This is a genomic window from Pseudomonas sp. NFPP25 (genome assembly GCF_900116505.1).
Classification (GTDB): Bacteria; Pseudomonadota; Gammaproteobacteria; order Pseudomonadales; family Pseudomonadaceae; genus Aquipseudomonas; species Aquipseudomonas protegens.
Map to the genome: position 1 here is coordinate 606,309 of NZ_FPBG01000001.1, position 15,942 is coordinate 622,250.

General features: G+C 66.7%; 16 protein-coding genes. 10 read left to right on the plus strand and 6 right to left on the minus strand.

Annotation, left to right across the window (positions count from 1 at the left end; translation table 11 throughout):
- Positions 1–136: 136 nt before the first annotated feature.
- The gene (locus BM382_RS02560) at positions 137–958 is read right to left on the minus strand and encodes an aldo/keto reductase (RefSeq protein ID WP_011061477.1); all 822 of its coding nucleotides are present in this window, start codon (positions 956–958) and stop codon (positions 137–139) included.
- A 222-nt stretch (positions 959–1,180) separates the two neighbouring features.
- Here BM382_RS02560 and BM382_RS02565 point away from each other — a divergent pair, with 222 nt between their 5' ends.
- The 5 genes from BM382_RS02565 to BM382_RS02585 are packed head-to-tail and all read left to right on the plus strand — an operon-like array spanning position 1,181 to position 4,955.
- On the plus strand, positions 1,181–1,396 hold the full coding sequence (locus tag BM382_RS02565) for a TOBE domain-containing protein (RefSeq protein ID WP_011061476.1): 216 nt from the start codon (positions 1,181–1,183) through the stop codon (positions 1,394–1,396).
- A gap of 41 nt (positions 1,397–1,437) precedes the next feature.
- On the plus strand, positions 1,438–2,475 hold the full coding sequence (locus BM382_RS02570) for an isopenicillin N synthase family dioxygenase (protein ID WP_011061475.1): 1,038 nt from the start codon (positions 1,438–1,440) through the stop codon (positions 2,473–2,475).
- A gap of 28 nt (positions 2,476–2,503) precedes the next feature.
- A complete protein-coding gene (locus BM382_RS02575) occupies positions 2,504–3,313 on the plus strand; it encodes a MetQ/NlpA family ABC transporter substrate-binding protein (RefSeq protein ID WP_011061474.1) in 810 nt (269 codons plus the stop codon).
- The gene (locus BM382_RS02580) at positions 3,310–4,287 is read left to right on the plus strand and encodes a methionine ABC transporter ATP-binding protein (protein WP_011061473.1); all 978 of its coding nucleotides are present in this window, start codon (positions 3,310–3,312) and stop codon (positions 4,285–4,287) included. Before BM382_RS02575 ends, BM382_RS02580 begins: the two co-directional genes overlap by 4 nt.
- Positions 4,284–4,955: a methionine ABC transporter permease gene (locus tag BM382_RS02585; protein ID WP_015635740.1), complete on the plus strand. Its 672-nt coding sequence runs from the start codon at positions 4,284–4,286 to the stop codon at positions 4,953–4,955. Before BM382_RS02580 ends, BM382_RS02585 begins: the two co-directional genes overlap by 4 nt.
- An 18-nt stretch (positions 4,956–4,973) precedes the next feature.
- On the opposite strand, the gene BM382_RS02590 is transcribed toward BM382_RS02585, so the two are convergent.
- Positions 4,974–5,885 (minus strand): AraC family transcriptional regulator, encoded by a 912-nt coding sequence (locus BM382_RS02590; RefSeq protein ID WP_011061472.1) that lies wholly within the window; start codon positions 5,883–5,885, stop codon positions 4,974–4,976.
- Between the two features lie 104 nt (positions 5,886–5,989).
- On the opposite strand from BM382_RS02590, the gene BM382_RS02595 reads away from it, so the two are divergent.
- Genes BM382_RS02595 through BM382_RS02615 form a run of 5 tightly spaced genes read left to right on the plus strand, consistent with a single transcriptional unit; the run spans position 5,990 to position 10,435 of the window.
- On the plus strand, positions 5,990–6,550 hold the full coding sequence (locus tag BM382_RS02595; protein ID WP_015635738.1) for a carboxymuconolactone decarboxylase family protein: 561 nt from the start codon (positions 5,990–5,992) through the stop codon (positions 6,548–6,550).
- Positions 6,551–6,599: 49 nt separating this feature from the next.
- On the plus strand, positions 6,600–7,670 hold the full coding sequence (locus tag BM382_RS02600) for an acyl-CoA dehydrogenase family protein (protein WP_011061470.1): 1,071 nt from the start codon (positions 6,600–6,602) through the stop codon (positions 7,668–7,670).
- Positions 7,667–8,506, plus strand: a complete 840-nt coding sequence (locus tag BM382_RS02605) for an ABC transporter ATP-binding protein (RefSeq protein WP_011061469.1) — start codon at positions 7,667–7,669, stop codon at positions 8,504–8,506. The genes BM382_RS02600 and BM382_RS02605 overlap by 4 nt, the downstream gene beginning before the upstream one ends.
- Complete coding sequence (locus BM382_RS02610) at positions 8,472–9,671, plus strand: ABC transporter substrate-binding protein (RefSeq protein WP_011061468.1); 1,200 nt, start codon at positions 8,472–8,474, stop codon at positions 9,669–9,671. Before BM382_RS02605 ends, BM382_RS02610 begins: the two co-directional genes overlap by 35 nt.
- Entirely contained in the window at positions 9,671–10,435 is a 765-nt protein-coding gene (locus BM382_RS02615) for an ABC transporter permease (RefSeq protein WP_011061467.1), read from the plus strand. The genes BM382_RS02610 and BM382_RS02615 overlap by 1 nt, the downstream gene beginning before the upstream one ends.
- Before the next feature lie 185 nt (positions 10,436–10,620).
- On the opposite strand, the gene BM382_RS02620 is transcribed toward BM382_RS02615, so the two are convergent.
- The 4 genes from BM382_RS02620 to BM382_RS02635 form a co-directional block, all read right to left on the minus strand.
- On the minus strand, positions 10,621–11,418 hold the full coding sequence (locus tag BM382_RS02620; RefSeq protein WP_072441735.1) for an ABC transporter ATP-binding protein: 798 nt from the start codon (positions 11,416–11,418) through the stop codon (positions 10,621–10,623).
- Between the two features lie 9 nt (positions 11,419–11,427).
- Entirely contained in the window at positions 11,428–12,189 is a 762-nt protein-coding gene (locus tag BM382_RS02625) for an ABC transporter permease (protein WP_015635737.1), read from the minus strand.
- A gap of 10 nt (positions 12,190–12,199) precedes the next feature.
- Positions 12,200–12,967: an ABC transporter permease gene (locus tag BM382_RS02630; protein WP_019094960.1), complete on the minus strand. Its 768-nt coding sequence runs from the start codon at positions 12,965–12,967 to the stop codon at positions 12,200–12,202.
- 484 nt (positions 12,968–13,451) lie between these two features.
- Positions 13,452–15,923: a TonB-dependent receptor plug domain-containing protein gene (locus BM382_RS02635; protein ID WP_072441736.1), complete on the minus strand. Its 2,472-nt coding sequence runs from the start codon at positions 15,921–15,923 to the stop codon at positions 13,452–13,454.
- Positions 15,924–15,942 lie beyond the last annotated feature (19 nt).

Here is a 15,942-nt window from a genome sequence, read left to right on the forward strand (position 1 = left end):
TAGGTTTGTGGCACTTACAGTGTTCAGGCACTTCCTTATCCGTCGAACCTCGCAACTTTCCTCGCCTGTTCATTTTTTCAATGACTATCGTGCAGCCTTCGCGGTTTGAAAAATGCTCGTTGCGTCGATGTTGTGCCTAGACCATTTCCAGGCGCTGCTTGCGCCGTGGCGGAGCAAACACCTGATCCAGGGCCTGCAGGTCCTCGTCGGGCAATTGCAATTGGCCGGCCTGGGCATTCTGACGGATGTGTGCCGGGCGCACCGCCTTGGGAATCACCAGCACGCCGTCCTGGCGCAGCAGCCAGGCCAGGGCCACCTGGGCCGCGGTGACCCCATGGCGCTGGGCGACCTGCAGCAGCACCGGTTCGGCCAGCAAGGCGCCACCCTGGCCGATCGGGCAATAGGCCATGAGCGGCATCCGCCGTTGCTGGCAGGCGGGCAGCAGGTCGAACTCGATACCCCGGGACTCCAGGTTGTACAGCACCTGGTTGGTAGCGCAGGCCGGGGAGTCGAGTTCGTCCAGGTCGGCCACATCGAAGTTGGAGACTCCCCAGCGGCGGATCTTGCCGGCTTCGCGCAGGCGCTCCAGGGCGTCCACGGTTTCCGCCAACGGATACTGGCCGCGCCAGTGCAGCAGGTACAGGTCGATGAAGTCGCTGCCCAGGCGTTTCAGGCTGCGCTCGCAGGCCAGGGGCAGGCCTTTGCGACTGGCGTTGTGGGGGTAGACCTTGCTTACCAGGAACACCTGGTCGCGACGCCCGGCAATGGCCTGGCCGACCACTTCCTCGGCACCGCCTTCGCCGTACATCTCCGCGGTGTCGATCAGGGTCAGGCCCAGGTCGATACCGGTGCGCAGGGCAGCGACTTCCTGATCCCGCAGGTGGCGGTCCTCGCCCATCCGCCAAGTGCCCTGGCCAATCACCGGAACCTGCGTGTCTGCCAGCATCAACGTGCGCATGCTTACCTCCTGGTATCTATCGAGAGTGATCAGTGCAGGGCACAGGGAAGCAAAGCCGGCGGGCAGGGTCAAGGCTGCGCGAGGGCGGGAGGCTGGGTCTTTTATATTCCTAAAAGAGATAACTATCTAATTATTTATTCCTTTTAAGGCTTTTGCCAAAGGCGCATGTTTAGCCCCAGCCGCTCAACTCCTGAGCCCGGTGCCAGCAAAGGACTTTTCAGCATGACCATTCAAGCGATCAACGTACGCAACCAGTTCAAGGGCGTGATCAAGGAGATCCACGAAGGCCAGGTGGTTTCGGAAATCGACGTGCAGACCGCCTCGGGCATTGTCACTTCGGTGATCACCACCCGCTCGGTGCGCGACCTGGAACTCAAGGTCGGCAGCGAAGTGATCGCTTTCGTCAAGTCCACCGAAGTCTCCATCGCCAAGCTCTGAGCCGCACCTGCGGACATCGTCCATTCACAGGGGAGTGAAGCATGCCGCACTCGCTGGATATCACCGCGCTGCCGGTCCTGGACCTGAGCCAATTGCAGGGCCACCCGGAGCAGCGTCGGATCTTTCTCGACGGCTTGCGCCAGGCGGCGCGGGACGTGGGTTTCTTCTACCTGACCGGGCACGGAGTCGACAGCGGCCTGCTGCGCCGGGTGCAGGACCAGGCGCGGGCGTTCTTTGCCTTGCCCGAGGCCGACAAGGCGGCCGTGGGCATGATCCACTCGCCGCACTTTCGCGGCTATAACCAGGCGGCTTCGGAGATCACCCGGGGCCAGCCGGACCTGCGGGAACAGTTCGACCTGGGGGCCGAGCGCCAGGCCTTGCCCCTGGATCCCCACAGCCCGCCCTGGACCCGCTTGCAGGGCCCCAACCAATGGCCGGCGCAACTGCCGGCGTTCAAGCCCGTGCTGCTGGAGTGGCAGCAGGCAATGACCGCCATGTCCCTGCGCCTGTTGCGCGGCTTTGCCCAGGCATTGTCACTGCCGGAACAGGCCTTCGATGGGCTGTACGGCGAACGGCCCAACGAGCACATCAAGCTGATCCGCTACCCTGGCCGCGCGCCGGGGCAGAGCAACCAGGGCGTGGGGGCCCACAAGGATTCCGGGTTCCTCAGCTTTCTGCTGCAGGACCAGCAGGCCGGCCTGCAGGTGGAAGTGGAGGAGGGCCGCTGGATCGACGCGCCGCCCCGGGACAACACCCTGGTGGTGAACATCGGCGAGCTGCTGGAACTGGCCACCCACGGCTATCTGCGCGCTACCGTGCACCGGGTGCAGTCGCCGCCCGCGGATCGCCAGCGGCTGTCCATCGCGTTTTTCCTCGGTGCCCAACTCGATGCCCGGGTGCCGCTGTATCCCTTGCCCGAAGCCTTGTTGCGCGAAGCCCGGGGCCCGGCCAGCGACCCCGACAACCCGCTATTTCGCGAAGTGGGCTGGAACTACCTCAAGGGCCGCCTGCGTTCGCATCCGGACGTGGCCCGGCGTTTCTACCCCGATGCCCTGGTGCCCAAGGCACTGAGTGCCTGACCTTCATCCGCTGCTCAAGGACACTGCCATGCTGAAGAACACCGTCTTGACCCTGGCGTTGCTGGCCAGCCTGGGGGCGGCCCTGCCGACCACTGCGGCGCAGCCGTTGCGGGTAGCCGCCGACCCGGTGCCCCATGCCGAGATCCTCGCCTACGTACAAAAACTCGACCCGCAATTGCAGCTCAAGATCATCGAGATTCCCAATGGCGTGAACTCCAACGAACTGCTGGCCCACGGCGATGTGGACGCCAACTACTTCCAGCACCTGCCGTACCTCAAGTCTCAGGAACAGGCCCTGGGCCAGCCCTTCGCCGTGGCTGCCAGCGTGCACATCGAGCCCCTGGGGATCTATTCCAAGCGTCACCAGCGCTTCGAGCAGTTGCCCCAGGGCGCCAGCGTCGCGGTGCCCAACAATGTCACCAACCTCAGCCGCGCGCTGTACCTGTTGCAGAGCTACCAGTTGATCCGCCTCAAGCCCGGTTTCACCGACCCGGCCCGGGATCAGGCGACCCCCAGGGACATCGCCGACAACCCGAAACAGCTGAAGATCCTGGAGATCGAATCGCCGCAGATCCCCCGGGCCCTGGACGACGTGGACCTGGCGGTGATCAATGGCAACTACGCCCTGGAGGCCGGGCTGGTGCCGGCCAAGGATGCCCTGGGCCTGGAAAAGGCCGAGCACAATCCCTACGCCAACATCCTGGTGACCACCCCCAAGCTGCAGGATGACCCGCGCATCCGTCAGTTGGCCAAGGACCTCAACTCGCCGGAAGTAGCGGCGTTCATTACCCGCACCTACTCGGGCTCGGTGATTCCCGTCACGGACCGCCAGCCATGATCGAGGTCCAGCAGCTTTGCAAGGTCTACGGCGAAGGCCAGCCCGCGGCACTGGATCGGGTTTCGCTGACGGTTCCCGACAGGGCGGTGTACGGCATTCTCGGGCGCAGCGGCGCCGGCAAGTCGACCCTGTTGCGCTGCCTGAACCTGCTGGAGCGGCCCAGCAGCGGGCGCATCCTGATGGACGGCCAGGACCTTGGCGCTTTGTCCGCGAGCGAGCTGCGCCGGCAGCGCCAGGGCATCGGCATGATCTTCCAGGGCTTCAACCTGCTGCATTCGCGCACGGTTGAGGACAACGTCGCGGTGCCTCTGGAAATTGCCGGCCTGGGCAAAAGCCAGCGCCGCGCGCGGGTTCTGGAACTGCTGGAACTGGTGGGTCTTGGCGACAAGGCCCAGGCCTATCCTTCGCAACTGTCCGGTGGCCAGAAGCAGCGGGTGGGCATCGCCCGGGCCCTGGCCGCCGGGCCGCGTTACCTGCTGTCGGATGAGGCCACCAGCGCCCTGGACCCGGAAACCACGGCGTCGATCCTGCAATTGCTGGCGCAGATCAACCGCGAGCTGGGGCTGACCATTGTGCTGATCACCCACGAGCTGGAAGTGGTCAAGGCCATTTGCAGCCACGCTGCGTCCCTGGCGGGCGGCCGGCTGATGGAGAGCGGGGCGGTGGCCGAGCTGCTGGGCAACCCGCAGTCGGCCCTGGGCCGGGCGCTGTTGCCGGGCTACAACCTGCCGTTCAACGGCAGCCAGCCCCAGGCCGAACTGACCTTTTTCGACAACCAGCGCGCGGCGCCGCTGCTGGAGCAACTGAGCCGCCAGCAGGCGCTGGAGCTCAAGGTCCTGGCCGGTGGTGTCGAAGCGGTAGGCGGCCGGCGGGTAGGGCGCCTGCGCATCGCCGCCGCCCCCGCCGACGCCGGCAAATTCCAACAACTGCTGACGGCCCTGGCCCAGCGAGGAATTCGGAGTGAACGCCTGTGAACCGCAGCCTCGATTGGCAGGAACTGGCGCAGCTGCTGCTGACTGCCACGGGTGAAACCCTGTACATGGTGCTGCTGGCCTCGCTGTTCACCCTGTTGATCGGCCTGCCCCTGGGGGTGCTGCTGTTCATCAGCCGCAAGGGCGGCCTGTACCCCATGCCAAGGCTCAACCGGCTGTTGGGCGGGCTGGTCAATCTGGGGCGCTCGCTGCCCTTCGTGGTGCTGCTGATTGCGCTGATCCCCCTGACCCGGCTGGTGGTGGGTACCACCCTGGGCAGCACTGCCGCGGTGGTGCCCATCACCATCGGCGCCTTTCCGTTTTTTGCGCGGATCGTCGAGAACGCCCTGGATGAAGTGGACCGCGGTCGGGTCGAGGCGATCCTGGCCATGGGCGGGCACATCGGCCATGTGATCTTCAAGGCGCTGCTGCCGGAAGCCTTGCCGGCCCTGCTGGCAGGGCTGACCCTGACCCTGGTGATGCTGATCGGTTTTTCCTCCATGGCCGGCGTCATCGGCGGTGGCGGCCTGGGGGACCTGGCGATCCGCTACGGCTATCAGCGGTTCAACAACCAGATCATGGTGGCCACGGTGCTGGTCCTGGTGCTGCTGGTACAGGGGGTACAGAGCTGCGGCGACCGCCTGGTGCGGGCCCTGGCCCATCGCCGCTGAGTACATTCGGGGCGCGTTTCAGCGCCCTTCGTGCTGCTTGCGATAGGCCCCGGGCTGCAGGCCCACGGCCTTGGTGAAGGCCCGGGTGAAGGCGGCGATCGACTGATAGCCCACGGCGGCGCCCACTTGCTCCACTGTCTGGTTGGCCTTGAGCAACTGGCAGGCGTGGCGCATGCGCAGGGCCAGCAGTACCTGCCCCGGGGATTGCCCGGCCAGTTCATTGAACCGCTTGAAGAACGCCGAGCGCGAAAGCCCGGTCAGGGCCGCCATGCTTTCCAGGGGCCAGGCTTCTCCGGGGCGCTGGATCAACTGCTCCAGCAGCGGTGCAAACCCCGGGTGGCGGGCCAGGGCCACCAGGCCGCCGAGGTCCTGGTTGGCGTTGACCTGTTGGCGCAGCACATACAAAAACAGCAGATGGCTCAGGCGTTCCAGCAGCGCCGAGGAGGGCGCCGGGGTGCGCTGGCATTCTTCGAGAATCAGCTGGAACAGCGCCCGGGCTGCGCTCAGGGACGGGTCGCCGGCCCTCAGGATGAGCCAGCCCGGCAGGCTGTCGATGATCAGCGAGGACAGCCCGGGCTTGAAATGGAAAAAGCCGCAGACCAGCCCCACACCGTCCTGGGCTCCCGGCTCCAGGGGCACCATGGGCGTGCGCGGCAGTTGCTGCGCCGCTTCAGCCTGCTGGGCACTGGACAGCCGGTAGCCCAGGTCCTGCAGCAGGAATACCGCGTCCCCGGCATCCAGGCGCAGGGCCTGGGGCGCGCCGTCGATATGCAGCCAGCAATGGCCCTGGACGATCAGGTGGAAGCTGGCCCGGGCCAGGCCCTGGGTGCTGGCGTGCCAGCCTCCGCAGTAGCGTCCGACGTGAAACAGGCTGGCATCGAGTTCCAGGCCTTCTAATAACCAATCAACCAGTGGGCTTGACGAAATCATCTAAGGGAAACACTCAGAAGCAAGTAATCGCTACTTTAGAATATGGATCGGAATTCTTATAACCAACAGACTTGACGCACACCTACACAGCAGGAGTCCACTCCATGTCCCGCGTCACTCTACACACCTTGCACACGGCTCCAGAAGCCGCTCGGCCCTTTCTTGAGAACGCGCTGAAGAACTCGGGCTTTATCCCCAATCTGCTGGGCATCCTGGCCAATGCCCCGGCGGCCCTGGAAACCTACGTCACGGTGTCCGCCCTCAACGGCAAGGCCGAGTTGAGCCTGGCGGAGCGTGAAGTGGTGCAATTGGTGGCCGCCACCACCCATGGCTGCGATTTCTGTGTCGCAGGTCATACCTCGGTGGCCCTGAACAAGGCCAAACTTGCGGACCCGGTGGTCAGCGCCCTGCGCGAGCAGAGCACCTTGCCCGAAGCCCGGCTGGAAGCCCTGGCGGCATTTGCCCGGGAAGTGATCGCCACCCGGGGCAAGGTCAGCGACGCCGGCTATGCCCAGTTCAAGGCGGCAGGATACAGCGAAGGCAATGCGCTGGAAGTGATCCTGGGCATCAGCCTGGCCACCCTGTGCAACTTCGCCAACGTGTTCGCCGGCACTGAACTGAACCCCGAGCTGGCCAAGTATCGCTGGTCAGTGCAAGGTCAATGAGCCAGGGCGCCGGCGGTTGCGCGGCGCCCCCTTTCAAGGAGAAAACCACATGCTCGATGCGCAATTGAGTGAATGGCTGGATGCCCAGGCCCAGGCACTCGACCAGGGCCAGTGCGACCCGCAGCAGGTCCTCGCCCGGCTGGCGGGCGCCGAGGTACTGCGGGTCGGTATCGACCCGGCTCAGGGCGGCAGCGGCGGCGACCTGACCGATGCTCTGGAAGTCATGGCCAGCGTGGCCAGCCATTCCCTGGCGGCGGCCTTTGTCTGCTGGGGCCAGCGAGCCTTTATCGAATACCTGCTGCACAGCCCCAATGCCGGTTTGCGCCAGCGCCTGCTGCCCTCGTTGCTCAGCGGCGAGCTGGCCGGTGCCACCGGGCTGTCCAATGCCATGAAGTTTCTCTCGGGGATCGAGGCCTTGCAGGTCCGGGCCCGGGAACAGGAGCAGGGCTGGAGCCTCAACGGTCGTTTGCACTGGGTCACCAACCTGCGCAAGAGCGGGTTCGTGGTGGCGGCGGCCATCGAGCGCGAGGAGGGCGGCGCGCCGTTCATCCTGGCGATCCCCGATGCCTTGCCCGGGTTGCAGCGCTCCGATGACCTGCAACTGATGGCCCTGCAATCGAGCAACACCGCTGCCCTGGAACTGAACCAGGTGGCGGTGGCCCGTGACTGGCTGCTGCACGAGGATGCCCGAGTGTTCCTGCCGGCGGTGCGCCCGGCCTTTCTCGGCCTGCAATGTGCCCTGGCCATCGGCCTGGCGCGCCGGGCCCTGAGCGAGGTGGAAAAGCACGTCGAGGGCGCCCGTTCGATCCTCCACGAACCCTTGCTGGAACAACGCCAGCACCTGGAGCAGACCGTCGGCGAACTCAAGAGCGGCCTGCTCGACGGGCGCTTCCTGAGCCAGCCCGGGGCGCTGTTCCGGGTGCGCATCGCCCTGGCGGAAGCCACCGCCAACGCCGTGCAACTGGAGCTGCAGGCCAGCGGCGGCAAGGCCTACCTCAGCGAGTTCGGCAGCGGCTTTGCCCGGCGCTGGCGCGAGTCGGCCTTCGTGCCCATCGTCACCCCGAGCCTGGTGCAACTGCGCGCCGAACTGCAACGCCAGGCGCGGAATGCGGCAGCATGAGCGGCCTGTTGAACGCACAGGCGATCAGCCTCGGCTACCCCGCGGCGCAAGGCTGGCACACGGTGCTGGAGGATTTCGACCTGCACCTGCAGGCCGGCGAGGTGGTGTCCATTCTCGGCCCCAGCGGGGTCGGCAAATCCAGCCTGCTGCGGGTCCTGGCCGGCCTGCAGAAGCCCCACGCCGGGCAGGTCAGCCTGTTGGGCGAGCCCCTCGACGGCCCTCATCCGCGGGTCGCGGTGGCATTCCAGGACCCCAGCCTGCTGCCCTGGCTGAACCTGGAGCACAACGTCGCCTTCGGCCTGGATTTTGCCCGCCAGCCGCACCTGAGCCCGCGCCAGCGCAAGGAACGCATCGACCAGGCGATTGCCGCAGTGGGCCTGGAACACGCCCGCCAGCGCTATCCGGCCCAACTGTCCGGCGGCATGGCCCAGCGCACCGCACTGGCCCGCTGCCTGGCGCGCCAGCCCCAGGTGCTGCTGCTGGATGAACCCTTCGGCGCGCTGGACGAGGTGACCCGCGCCGACATGCAGCAACTGCTGCTCAAGGTGATCGGCCAGCACCGCACCGCGGCGCTGCTGATCACCCACGACATCGACGAAGCCCTGCTGCTGTCCGATCGGGTGCTGCTACTGGGTAACAGCCCGGCGCGCACCCTCGGCCAGTGGCACATCGAGCTGCCGGCGCCGCGCGCCGAGCGGATCGAGGAACTGGGCGCGCTGCGCATCGAGATTCTCAAGACCCTTCGGCGGGCGAGCCGCAACCCCCACACTTCCCCTTTGCCTGCACCGTCGGAGATTGACCATGTGCCTGGACGACTTCACTCATACCCGTCGTGACTTTCTCAAGCTCAGCGCGCTGCTGACTGCCGGCGGCGCCTTGCCGCTGCTCAACAGCCTGCAGGCCCGCGCCGCCCAGGAACCGGACGCGCCGGTGCGCATCGGCTACCTGCCGATCACCGACGCCACGCCCTTGCTGGTGGCCCACAACAACGGTCTGTTCGAGGCCGAGGGCATCAAGGCCGAGCGCCCGGTGCTGCTGCGCAGTTGGGCCCAGGTGATCGAGGCGTTCATTTCCGGGCAGGTCAACGTGATTCACCTGCTGTCGCCGATGACCGTCTGGGCCCGCTACGGCAGCCGGGTGCCGGCCAAGGTGGTGGCCTGGAACCACGTCGGCGGTTCCGGCCTGACCGTGGCCCCGGGCATTACCGAGGTCAAGCAACTGGCGGGGCAGTCGGTGGCGATCCCGTTCTGGTATTCGATCCATAACGTGGTGGTGCAGCAACTGTTTCGCGACAACGGCCTGGTGCCGGTGAGCAAGGCCGCCGGCAGTGCCCTGGGGGCCAACGAGGTCAACCTGGTGGTGCTGCCGCCTTCGGACATGCCGCCAGCCCTGGCCAGCAAGCGGATTGCCGGCTACATCGTCGCCGAGCCGTTCAATGCCCTGGCCGAGGAACTCAAGGTGGGCCGGGTGCAGCGCTTTACCGGGGATGTGTGGCGCAACCACGCCTGCTGCGTGGTGTTCATGCACGAGCATGACCTGGACAACCGTCCCGAATGGTCGCAGAAGGTGGTCAACGCCATCGTCAAGGCCCAGCTGTGGACCCGCGACCACCGCGCCGAGGCCGCGCAACTGCTGTCCAAGGACGGCGCCAACCGCTACACGCCCCACGCGCCCCAGGTGCTCAACCGGGTGCTGGCGCCCGCGGCGGCCGACCGCGAGGCCTACCTGGCCAGCGGCGCGATCCAGCACAGCCACTGGGACGAGCAGCGCATCGACTTCCAGCCGTATCCGTTCCCCAGCTACACCGAAGAGTTGGTCAAGCGCCTCAAGGACACCCTGATCGAGGGCGACAAGGGCTTTCTGGCCGGCCTTGACCCGGCACACACCGCCAAGGACCTGGTGGACGATCGCTTTGTGCGCAACGCCATCGCCTCGGTGGGCGGGCTGAAGGCCTTCGGCCTGGCGGACAGCTTCGAGCGCAGCGAGGAGTTCGGTCTTTGATGGGCAAGCAACCTTCTTCCCTGAGCCATTGGCTCCTGGGGCTTGCCGGGCTGTCGAGCCTGCTGCTGGGCTGGTGGCTGGGGGTGCACCTGCTGGGTGATGGCAACGGCCTGGCTGCGCGTTTCTCCCCCGAGGCGACCTTCGCCAGCCTGCTGGAACTGCTGGGGCGTGGCGAGCTGTACGAGCATGTGCTGGTGAGCCTCAAGCGGATCCTGGTGGGTTTGCTCCTGGCCTTGCTGATCGGCGTGCCCCTGGGCCTGCTGGTGGGCAGCTACCGGCACCTGGAGGCAGCCACCACCCCGGCGTTCCAGTTTCTGCGGATGATCTCGCCGCTGTCCTGGATGCCGGTGGTGGTGATGCTGATGGGGGTAGGGGACCAGCCGATCTACTTCCTCCTGGCGTTCGCCGCGCTGTGGCCGATCCTGCTCAACACCGCGGCCGGCGTGCGCCAGCTGGACCCGCGCTGGCTGCAACTGAGCCGCAGCCTCAGCGCCACCCGCTGGGAGACCCTGCGCAAGGTGATCCTGCCCGGGGTGCTGGGGCATGTGCTGACCGGGGTACGGCTGTCCATCGGCATCTTGTGGATCGTCCTGGTGCCCTGCGAAATGCTTGGGGTCAGCGCCGGCCTGGGCTACTTCATCCTCGACACCCGGGACCGCCTGGCCTATTCGGAACTGATGGCCATGGTGCTGCTGATCGGCGTGTTGGGTTTTGCCCTCGACGCCCTGGCCCGTGGCCTGCATCGCCGCTGGTCCCACGCCTGAGGCCCGCCGGTGGGCCCGGCGCGACACCGGCGGCGCCCCCGTAGGAGCCGGCTTGCCGGCGAATGGGCCCTCAAGCCTTGCACCGCCCCTGCGGGCGCCTTCGCTGGCAAGCCAGCTCCTACGGCCCAGCGTAATCGCGGTGCTACCTGCGTAGGAGCCGGCGCAGCGCCGGGGTGCCTGGACGATCAATGCCCCACCAGTTCCTCCAGCAACTGCTCTTTGTAGCCTTGCAACACGGGTGAAGAGCGGTCCCGGGGATGGGGCAGGTCGACGCGGATCTCATGCTTGATCCGCCCCGGATGCGCGTCCATCACGATTACCCGGTCCCCCAGGTACAGCGCTTCTTCAATGTCATGGGTGACCATGATCACCGTGCAGCGCTGCTGCACCCAGATACGTTGCAGTTCGTGCTGCAGGCGCACCCGGGTCAGGGCATCCAGCGCCCCCAGGGGTTCGTCCAGCAACAGCACCTTGGGCTGGTTGATCAGCGCCCGGGCAATGGCGCCGCGCTGGGCCATGCCGCCGGAGAGCTGATGGGGGTAGGCCTGCTCGAAGCCTTGCAGGTTGACCAGGGCGATGTGCTCGGCCACCCGGCGCTGTTTCTCGGCTTCGGACAAGGGGTGGTTCTTCAGTGCCAGGGCGATGTTCTGGGCCAGGGTCATCCAGGGAAACAGCCGATGGTCCTGGAACACGATGCCCCGCTCCAGGCTGGTGCCGGTCACTGGCTTGCCGTCCAGCAGCATCTGCCCCTGATAGTCACCCTCCAGGCCGACGATCAGCCGCAGCAGGGTGGATTTGCCGCAGCCGCTGGCACCGACAATGCTGACGAACTCTCCGGGCTGGACGTCCAGGTCGATGCCTTGCAGCACCGGCAGGGCCTGGCCCTGGATCCGGTAGCTCTTGTTCAGGCCGCGCAGCTGCAGGGCCCCGGTCAGGGCGTGGAGATGAGTGGGGAGCGGGGCGTGTTGGGCGATCGCATTCATGGGGAGGCCTTAACGGGTAGGGCGCCAGCGCAGCAGGCGGCGGCTCAGAAGGGTCAGTAGCAATGTCATCAGGTAGCCGCACAGGCCGATGCACAGCACGCAGAGCACTATCACTTCCATGCGTGAGCCGGCTTCGGCGTTCATCATCAGGTTGCCCAGGCCGGCCCCGGAGGACAGGAACAGCTCGCTGCCCACCGCCGTCACCCAGGCAAAGGCCAGGGCCTGCAACAGGCCGGTGGCAATGCTCGGCAGGGCCGCCGGCAGGAGGATGTGCCGCAGCCGCTGCGCCGGGTTTAGCACCAGCACCTGGCCGACCTCGCGGTAGCGCCGTTCCACCTGGCAAAAGCCCTGGTAGGTGTTGAGCACCATGGGGTAGAAGGCCGCGAGGCTGACGATCAGCATCTTGGAAAACTCACCGTTGCCGAACCACATGGCAATCAGCGGAATCCAGCCGAGCATCGGCACCTGGCGGATCGAATGGAACAGCGGGCCGATCAGGCGGTTGGCCAGGGTCGAGAGGGCCATCAGGGCTCCCAGCATGACCCCGGCCAGGGTCCCCAGCAGCAGGCCGCCGCTGGCCCGGCCCAGGCTGGCCAGCAGGTTGACCGGCAACTCGCCGTTGCCCAGCAGCTCCAGCAAGGCGCTGGCGATGGTGGAGAGCGGCACGAAGGCGTAGGCCCCGGCGGCGTCCTGGCGGGACAGGTATTCCCAGCCGCCGATCAGCAGCAGGGGCAGCAGCAGGCCGCGAAACTTGGCCAGTAGAGTCGTCATGCAAGGGCTCCTAGCGGGTTTGCCAGCGCAGCACGCGCTGTTCCAGGCGGCGGAAGGAGAAGTCCAGGGCAAAGCCGATCACGCCGGTGACCACTATCCCCACCATCACCACATCGATGCGCAGCATCTGCCGGGCCATCTCGATCATCTGCCCCAGGCCGCTGTCGGCGGCCAGCAGTTCGGTGGCCACCAGCACCACCCAGCAGCGGGTCAGGCCGATGCGCAGGCCGGTGATGATCGGTGGTGCCGCGGCGGGCAGGGCGATCTGGCGCACCAGGGTCGGCCAGCGCAGGCGGTAGACGTCGGCCACCTCGAAGTAACTGCGGGGAATGGCCTTGACCCCCTCGCTGGCGGCCAGGGCCACGGGGAAGAACGCAGTCTTGGCGACGATGACGATCTTGAAGGTTTCATCGATGCCCAACAGCAGCACGAACATCGGGATCAGGGCGATGCTGGGGATCTGCCGCAGGGTATGGAACAGCGGCGCGCAGTACGCCTCGACGGTCTTGGACAGGGCCATCAGCACCCCGAACACCAGGCCGCCAAGGGCCCCCAGGGCAAAGCCCAGGCCCAGGCGCGACAGGCTGTTGTGCAAATGCTCCAGCAACTCGCCGCTGGCCAGCAGGGTTTCGAAGGTGTGCAGCACCTGGGCCGGCGGTACCAGCAGGTTGCGCGGGAAGATCCCGGCCTGGGCCACCAGGGTCCAGAGCAGCAACAGGGCCAGGGGCGAGACCAGCCAGGTCAGGGAGGTGAGCGTGCAGCGCAAGGAATGAGCCATGGCGGTTCTTATATCGGCGAAGTACCCGATGCCTATCGCAAGACCTGTGCCATCGCGCGCTCGTAGGAGCTGGCTTGCCAGCGAAAGCGTCGGCCGGGGCGGTGCAAGGCTTACGGGCCTGTTCGCCGGCAAGCCGGCTCCTACGGGGCGGGCGGGCCTGCGGGATGCATCTGGCGGCTGTAGGAGCTGGCTTGCCAGCGAAGGCGTCGGTCGGGGCGATGCAGGGCTTACGGGCCTGTTCGCCGGCAAGCCGGCTCCTACGGGGCGGGCGGGCCTGCGGGATGTATCTGACGGCTGTAGGAGCTGGCTTGCCAGCGAAGGCGTCGGCCGGGGCGATGCAGGGCTTGCGGGCCTGTTCGACGGCAAGCCGGCTTCTACGGGAGGAGCGGCGTGTGGGTGGGTTGTGGGCGCTGGCGTGCCAGCGAAACTGATGCCTGGGCAGCAGCCACTGCTGCCAGGGCAACACCCCGGCAGCAGTCCGGCCTCAGAAGTCGTAGCTGAGGCTGGTGTAGTAGAACGCGCCCTGGGCGCCCTCGGGGCTGGTGATGGAGTATTTCGGCACGCCATACAACTGTGCCCCGGATGCCTTGTCCGGGTGGGTGTCGAACAGGTTGATGGCGCCCACCGACAGCTTCAGCGCCTTGTCGAAGTGGTAGCTGATGTCCAGGTCAGTGACCCATTGCGCGCTGAAGGTCTGGTCCAGGGTCGGGTTGCTGGCGTTGAGGCTCTTCCATTGCCCGTACCGGCGTTGTGCCAGGGTCAGGCCCCAGCTGTCGTACAGCCAGTTGGCGCTCAGGGTCAGCTTGTTCTTCGGGGTGCCGTCCTCGATCAGGCCCTGGGTGGTGCGGCCGACGATCTGCGAACCGGCGATGTTGCCCACGTCCCGCAGGGCGGTGATCCTGGTGTTGTTCTGGCTGTAGCCGCTGGACAGGTTCAGGCGCCCCCATTGCTGCAGGTCCAGTTGGTAGTTGCCGGTCAGCTCGACGCCATCGGTGCGGGTGTCGGCGACGTTGGTGTAGAACGCCGCGCTCTGGATGTTGGCGTAAGGGGTGCCGGCAAAGATCGGCGTGACCACCGAGGCCGGCAACTGGTCGGACAGGGTGATGCGGTTGTCGATGTTGATCCGGTACGCATCCAGGGTCACCGAGGCGTTGGCCAGCGGCCGCCAGACCAGGCCCAGGGAGTAGTTGGTGGACTCCTCGGGCTTCAGCGCCTTGCCCCCCAGCAGCTTGGCTTCCGGGCTGTCGGCGCGCAGGGTGCGTTGCTGCACCTCGACGTAGTTGCCGCTGCCCGGCGGTTGCTCCACCACCTGCACGCTGAACGAGGACAACCCGCTCTGCACCAGGGACGGCGCCCGGTAGCCGGTGCTGGCGGTGGCCCGCGCGGCGAGCTGCGGGGTGAAGTCGTAACGCAGCGACAGCTTGCCGTTGGTGGTGTCGCCAAAATCCGAGTAGTGCTCGGTGCGCACCGCGACCCCGGCCTGGAATTTCTCGGTGATCTGGCCTTCGACGTCGATATAGGCGCCCCAGACCTTGCGCTCAAGGGATGCGGCGTCGACCTGGGTAATGCCCGAGTAGTAGCCGGGAATGCGCCGCCCGGTGACCGGGTCCACGGTATTGAACAGCGGCCCGTTCTGCCAGCCCGCCGCTTCGCCGGCGCTCAGTTCGTAGTTCTCCTGGCGCCAGGCCAGGCCCGCCGACAGGGTCAGGGGCTTGAACAGCAGGTCGGTGGGGAAGTCCCGCACCCAGTCCAGGGTCAGGTTGGTCTGGTCGGCCTCGCGCTTGCCGGTGTAGATCTTCGCCGGGCTGGCCTCGCCCCAGCTGGGGTTGATGGCGTTGCGGTCGGCGGATTTCAGGCTGTTGTCACCGTGGTTCAGCGCCAGGTCGAACTTGCCCAGGCGTTCGTCCTCGTAGCGCAGGCCACCGGTCAGGGCATAGTCCTCCAGCGAGTAGCGGGTGATCGGCAGGCGGCCGTCGGGGTAGCGTTGCAGGGCGTCGCTGCCGTAGTTGTTGCGCAAGGTGGTGGGCGGGTCGAAGAAGCCTTCGGCGTCGGTGTTCTTGTGGGAGTAGGTGGCAAAACCGTAGGCGGTCAGCCCCTCGCCCAGGCCGAACTCGCTGTTGGCGGCGAAGTTGTACTGGTCCGAGACATTGCCCGAGCCCCAGCGCCAGGTGCGGTAGCGGTTGTTCTGCTCCCGCGGCGTCTGGGTGCTGGTGGAGCCGGGGTAGAAGATCCGGTTGTCGGGGTTGGTGTCACTGGCCGGGTCCTGGCTGCCGGCATCGAAGCTCAGGGTCAAAAAGCCGTCGTTGGGCAGGCTCAAGCCCTTCCAGCCGCTGAGCTTGCGTTGCAGGCCATCGCCCTTGTCGTAGCCGCCGAAGCGATAGCCGAGGTTGCCGCCGTCGTCCTTTTCCTTGAGCACGATATTGATCACCCCGGCGATGGCGTCGGAGCCGTACTGGGCGGCGGCGCCGTCGCGCAGGATCTCCACTCGTTCGATGGCGCTCAGGGGGATCAGGCTCAGGTCCACCGCGGCGGCGCCGCGGCCGTTGACCAGGCTCTGGCGGGTGACGTTGGCGCTGGTGTGGCGGCGCTTGCCATTGACCAGCACCAGCACCTGGTCTGACGCCAGGCCGCGCAGGGAAGCACCCTGGGCGATGGAGCCGGCGAAGGCGCCCTGGGGCGACTGCGGGTAGCTGAACGAAGGCGAGAGGGCGGTGAGGGCACCGGACAGGTCGCTGGCCCCGGTCTGCTGCAACTGCTGGGCGGACAGCACGTCCACCGGTGCGGCGCTTTCCAGGGCCGTTACATCACTGCGCCGGGTGCCCAGCACCACCACCGTGTCCAGGTGATCGGCGCTGGCGCCGGGGGCATTGCTTGAGGTCTGGGCAGCGAACGCGGGCACGGCAAGGCTGCCGACGACCAGCGCCACGGCGCCGGCCAACGGATTGCGATGGAACATCTTTGGATTCCTTGTGAAA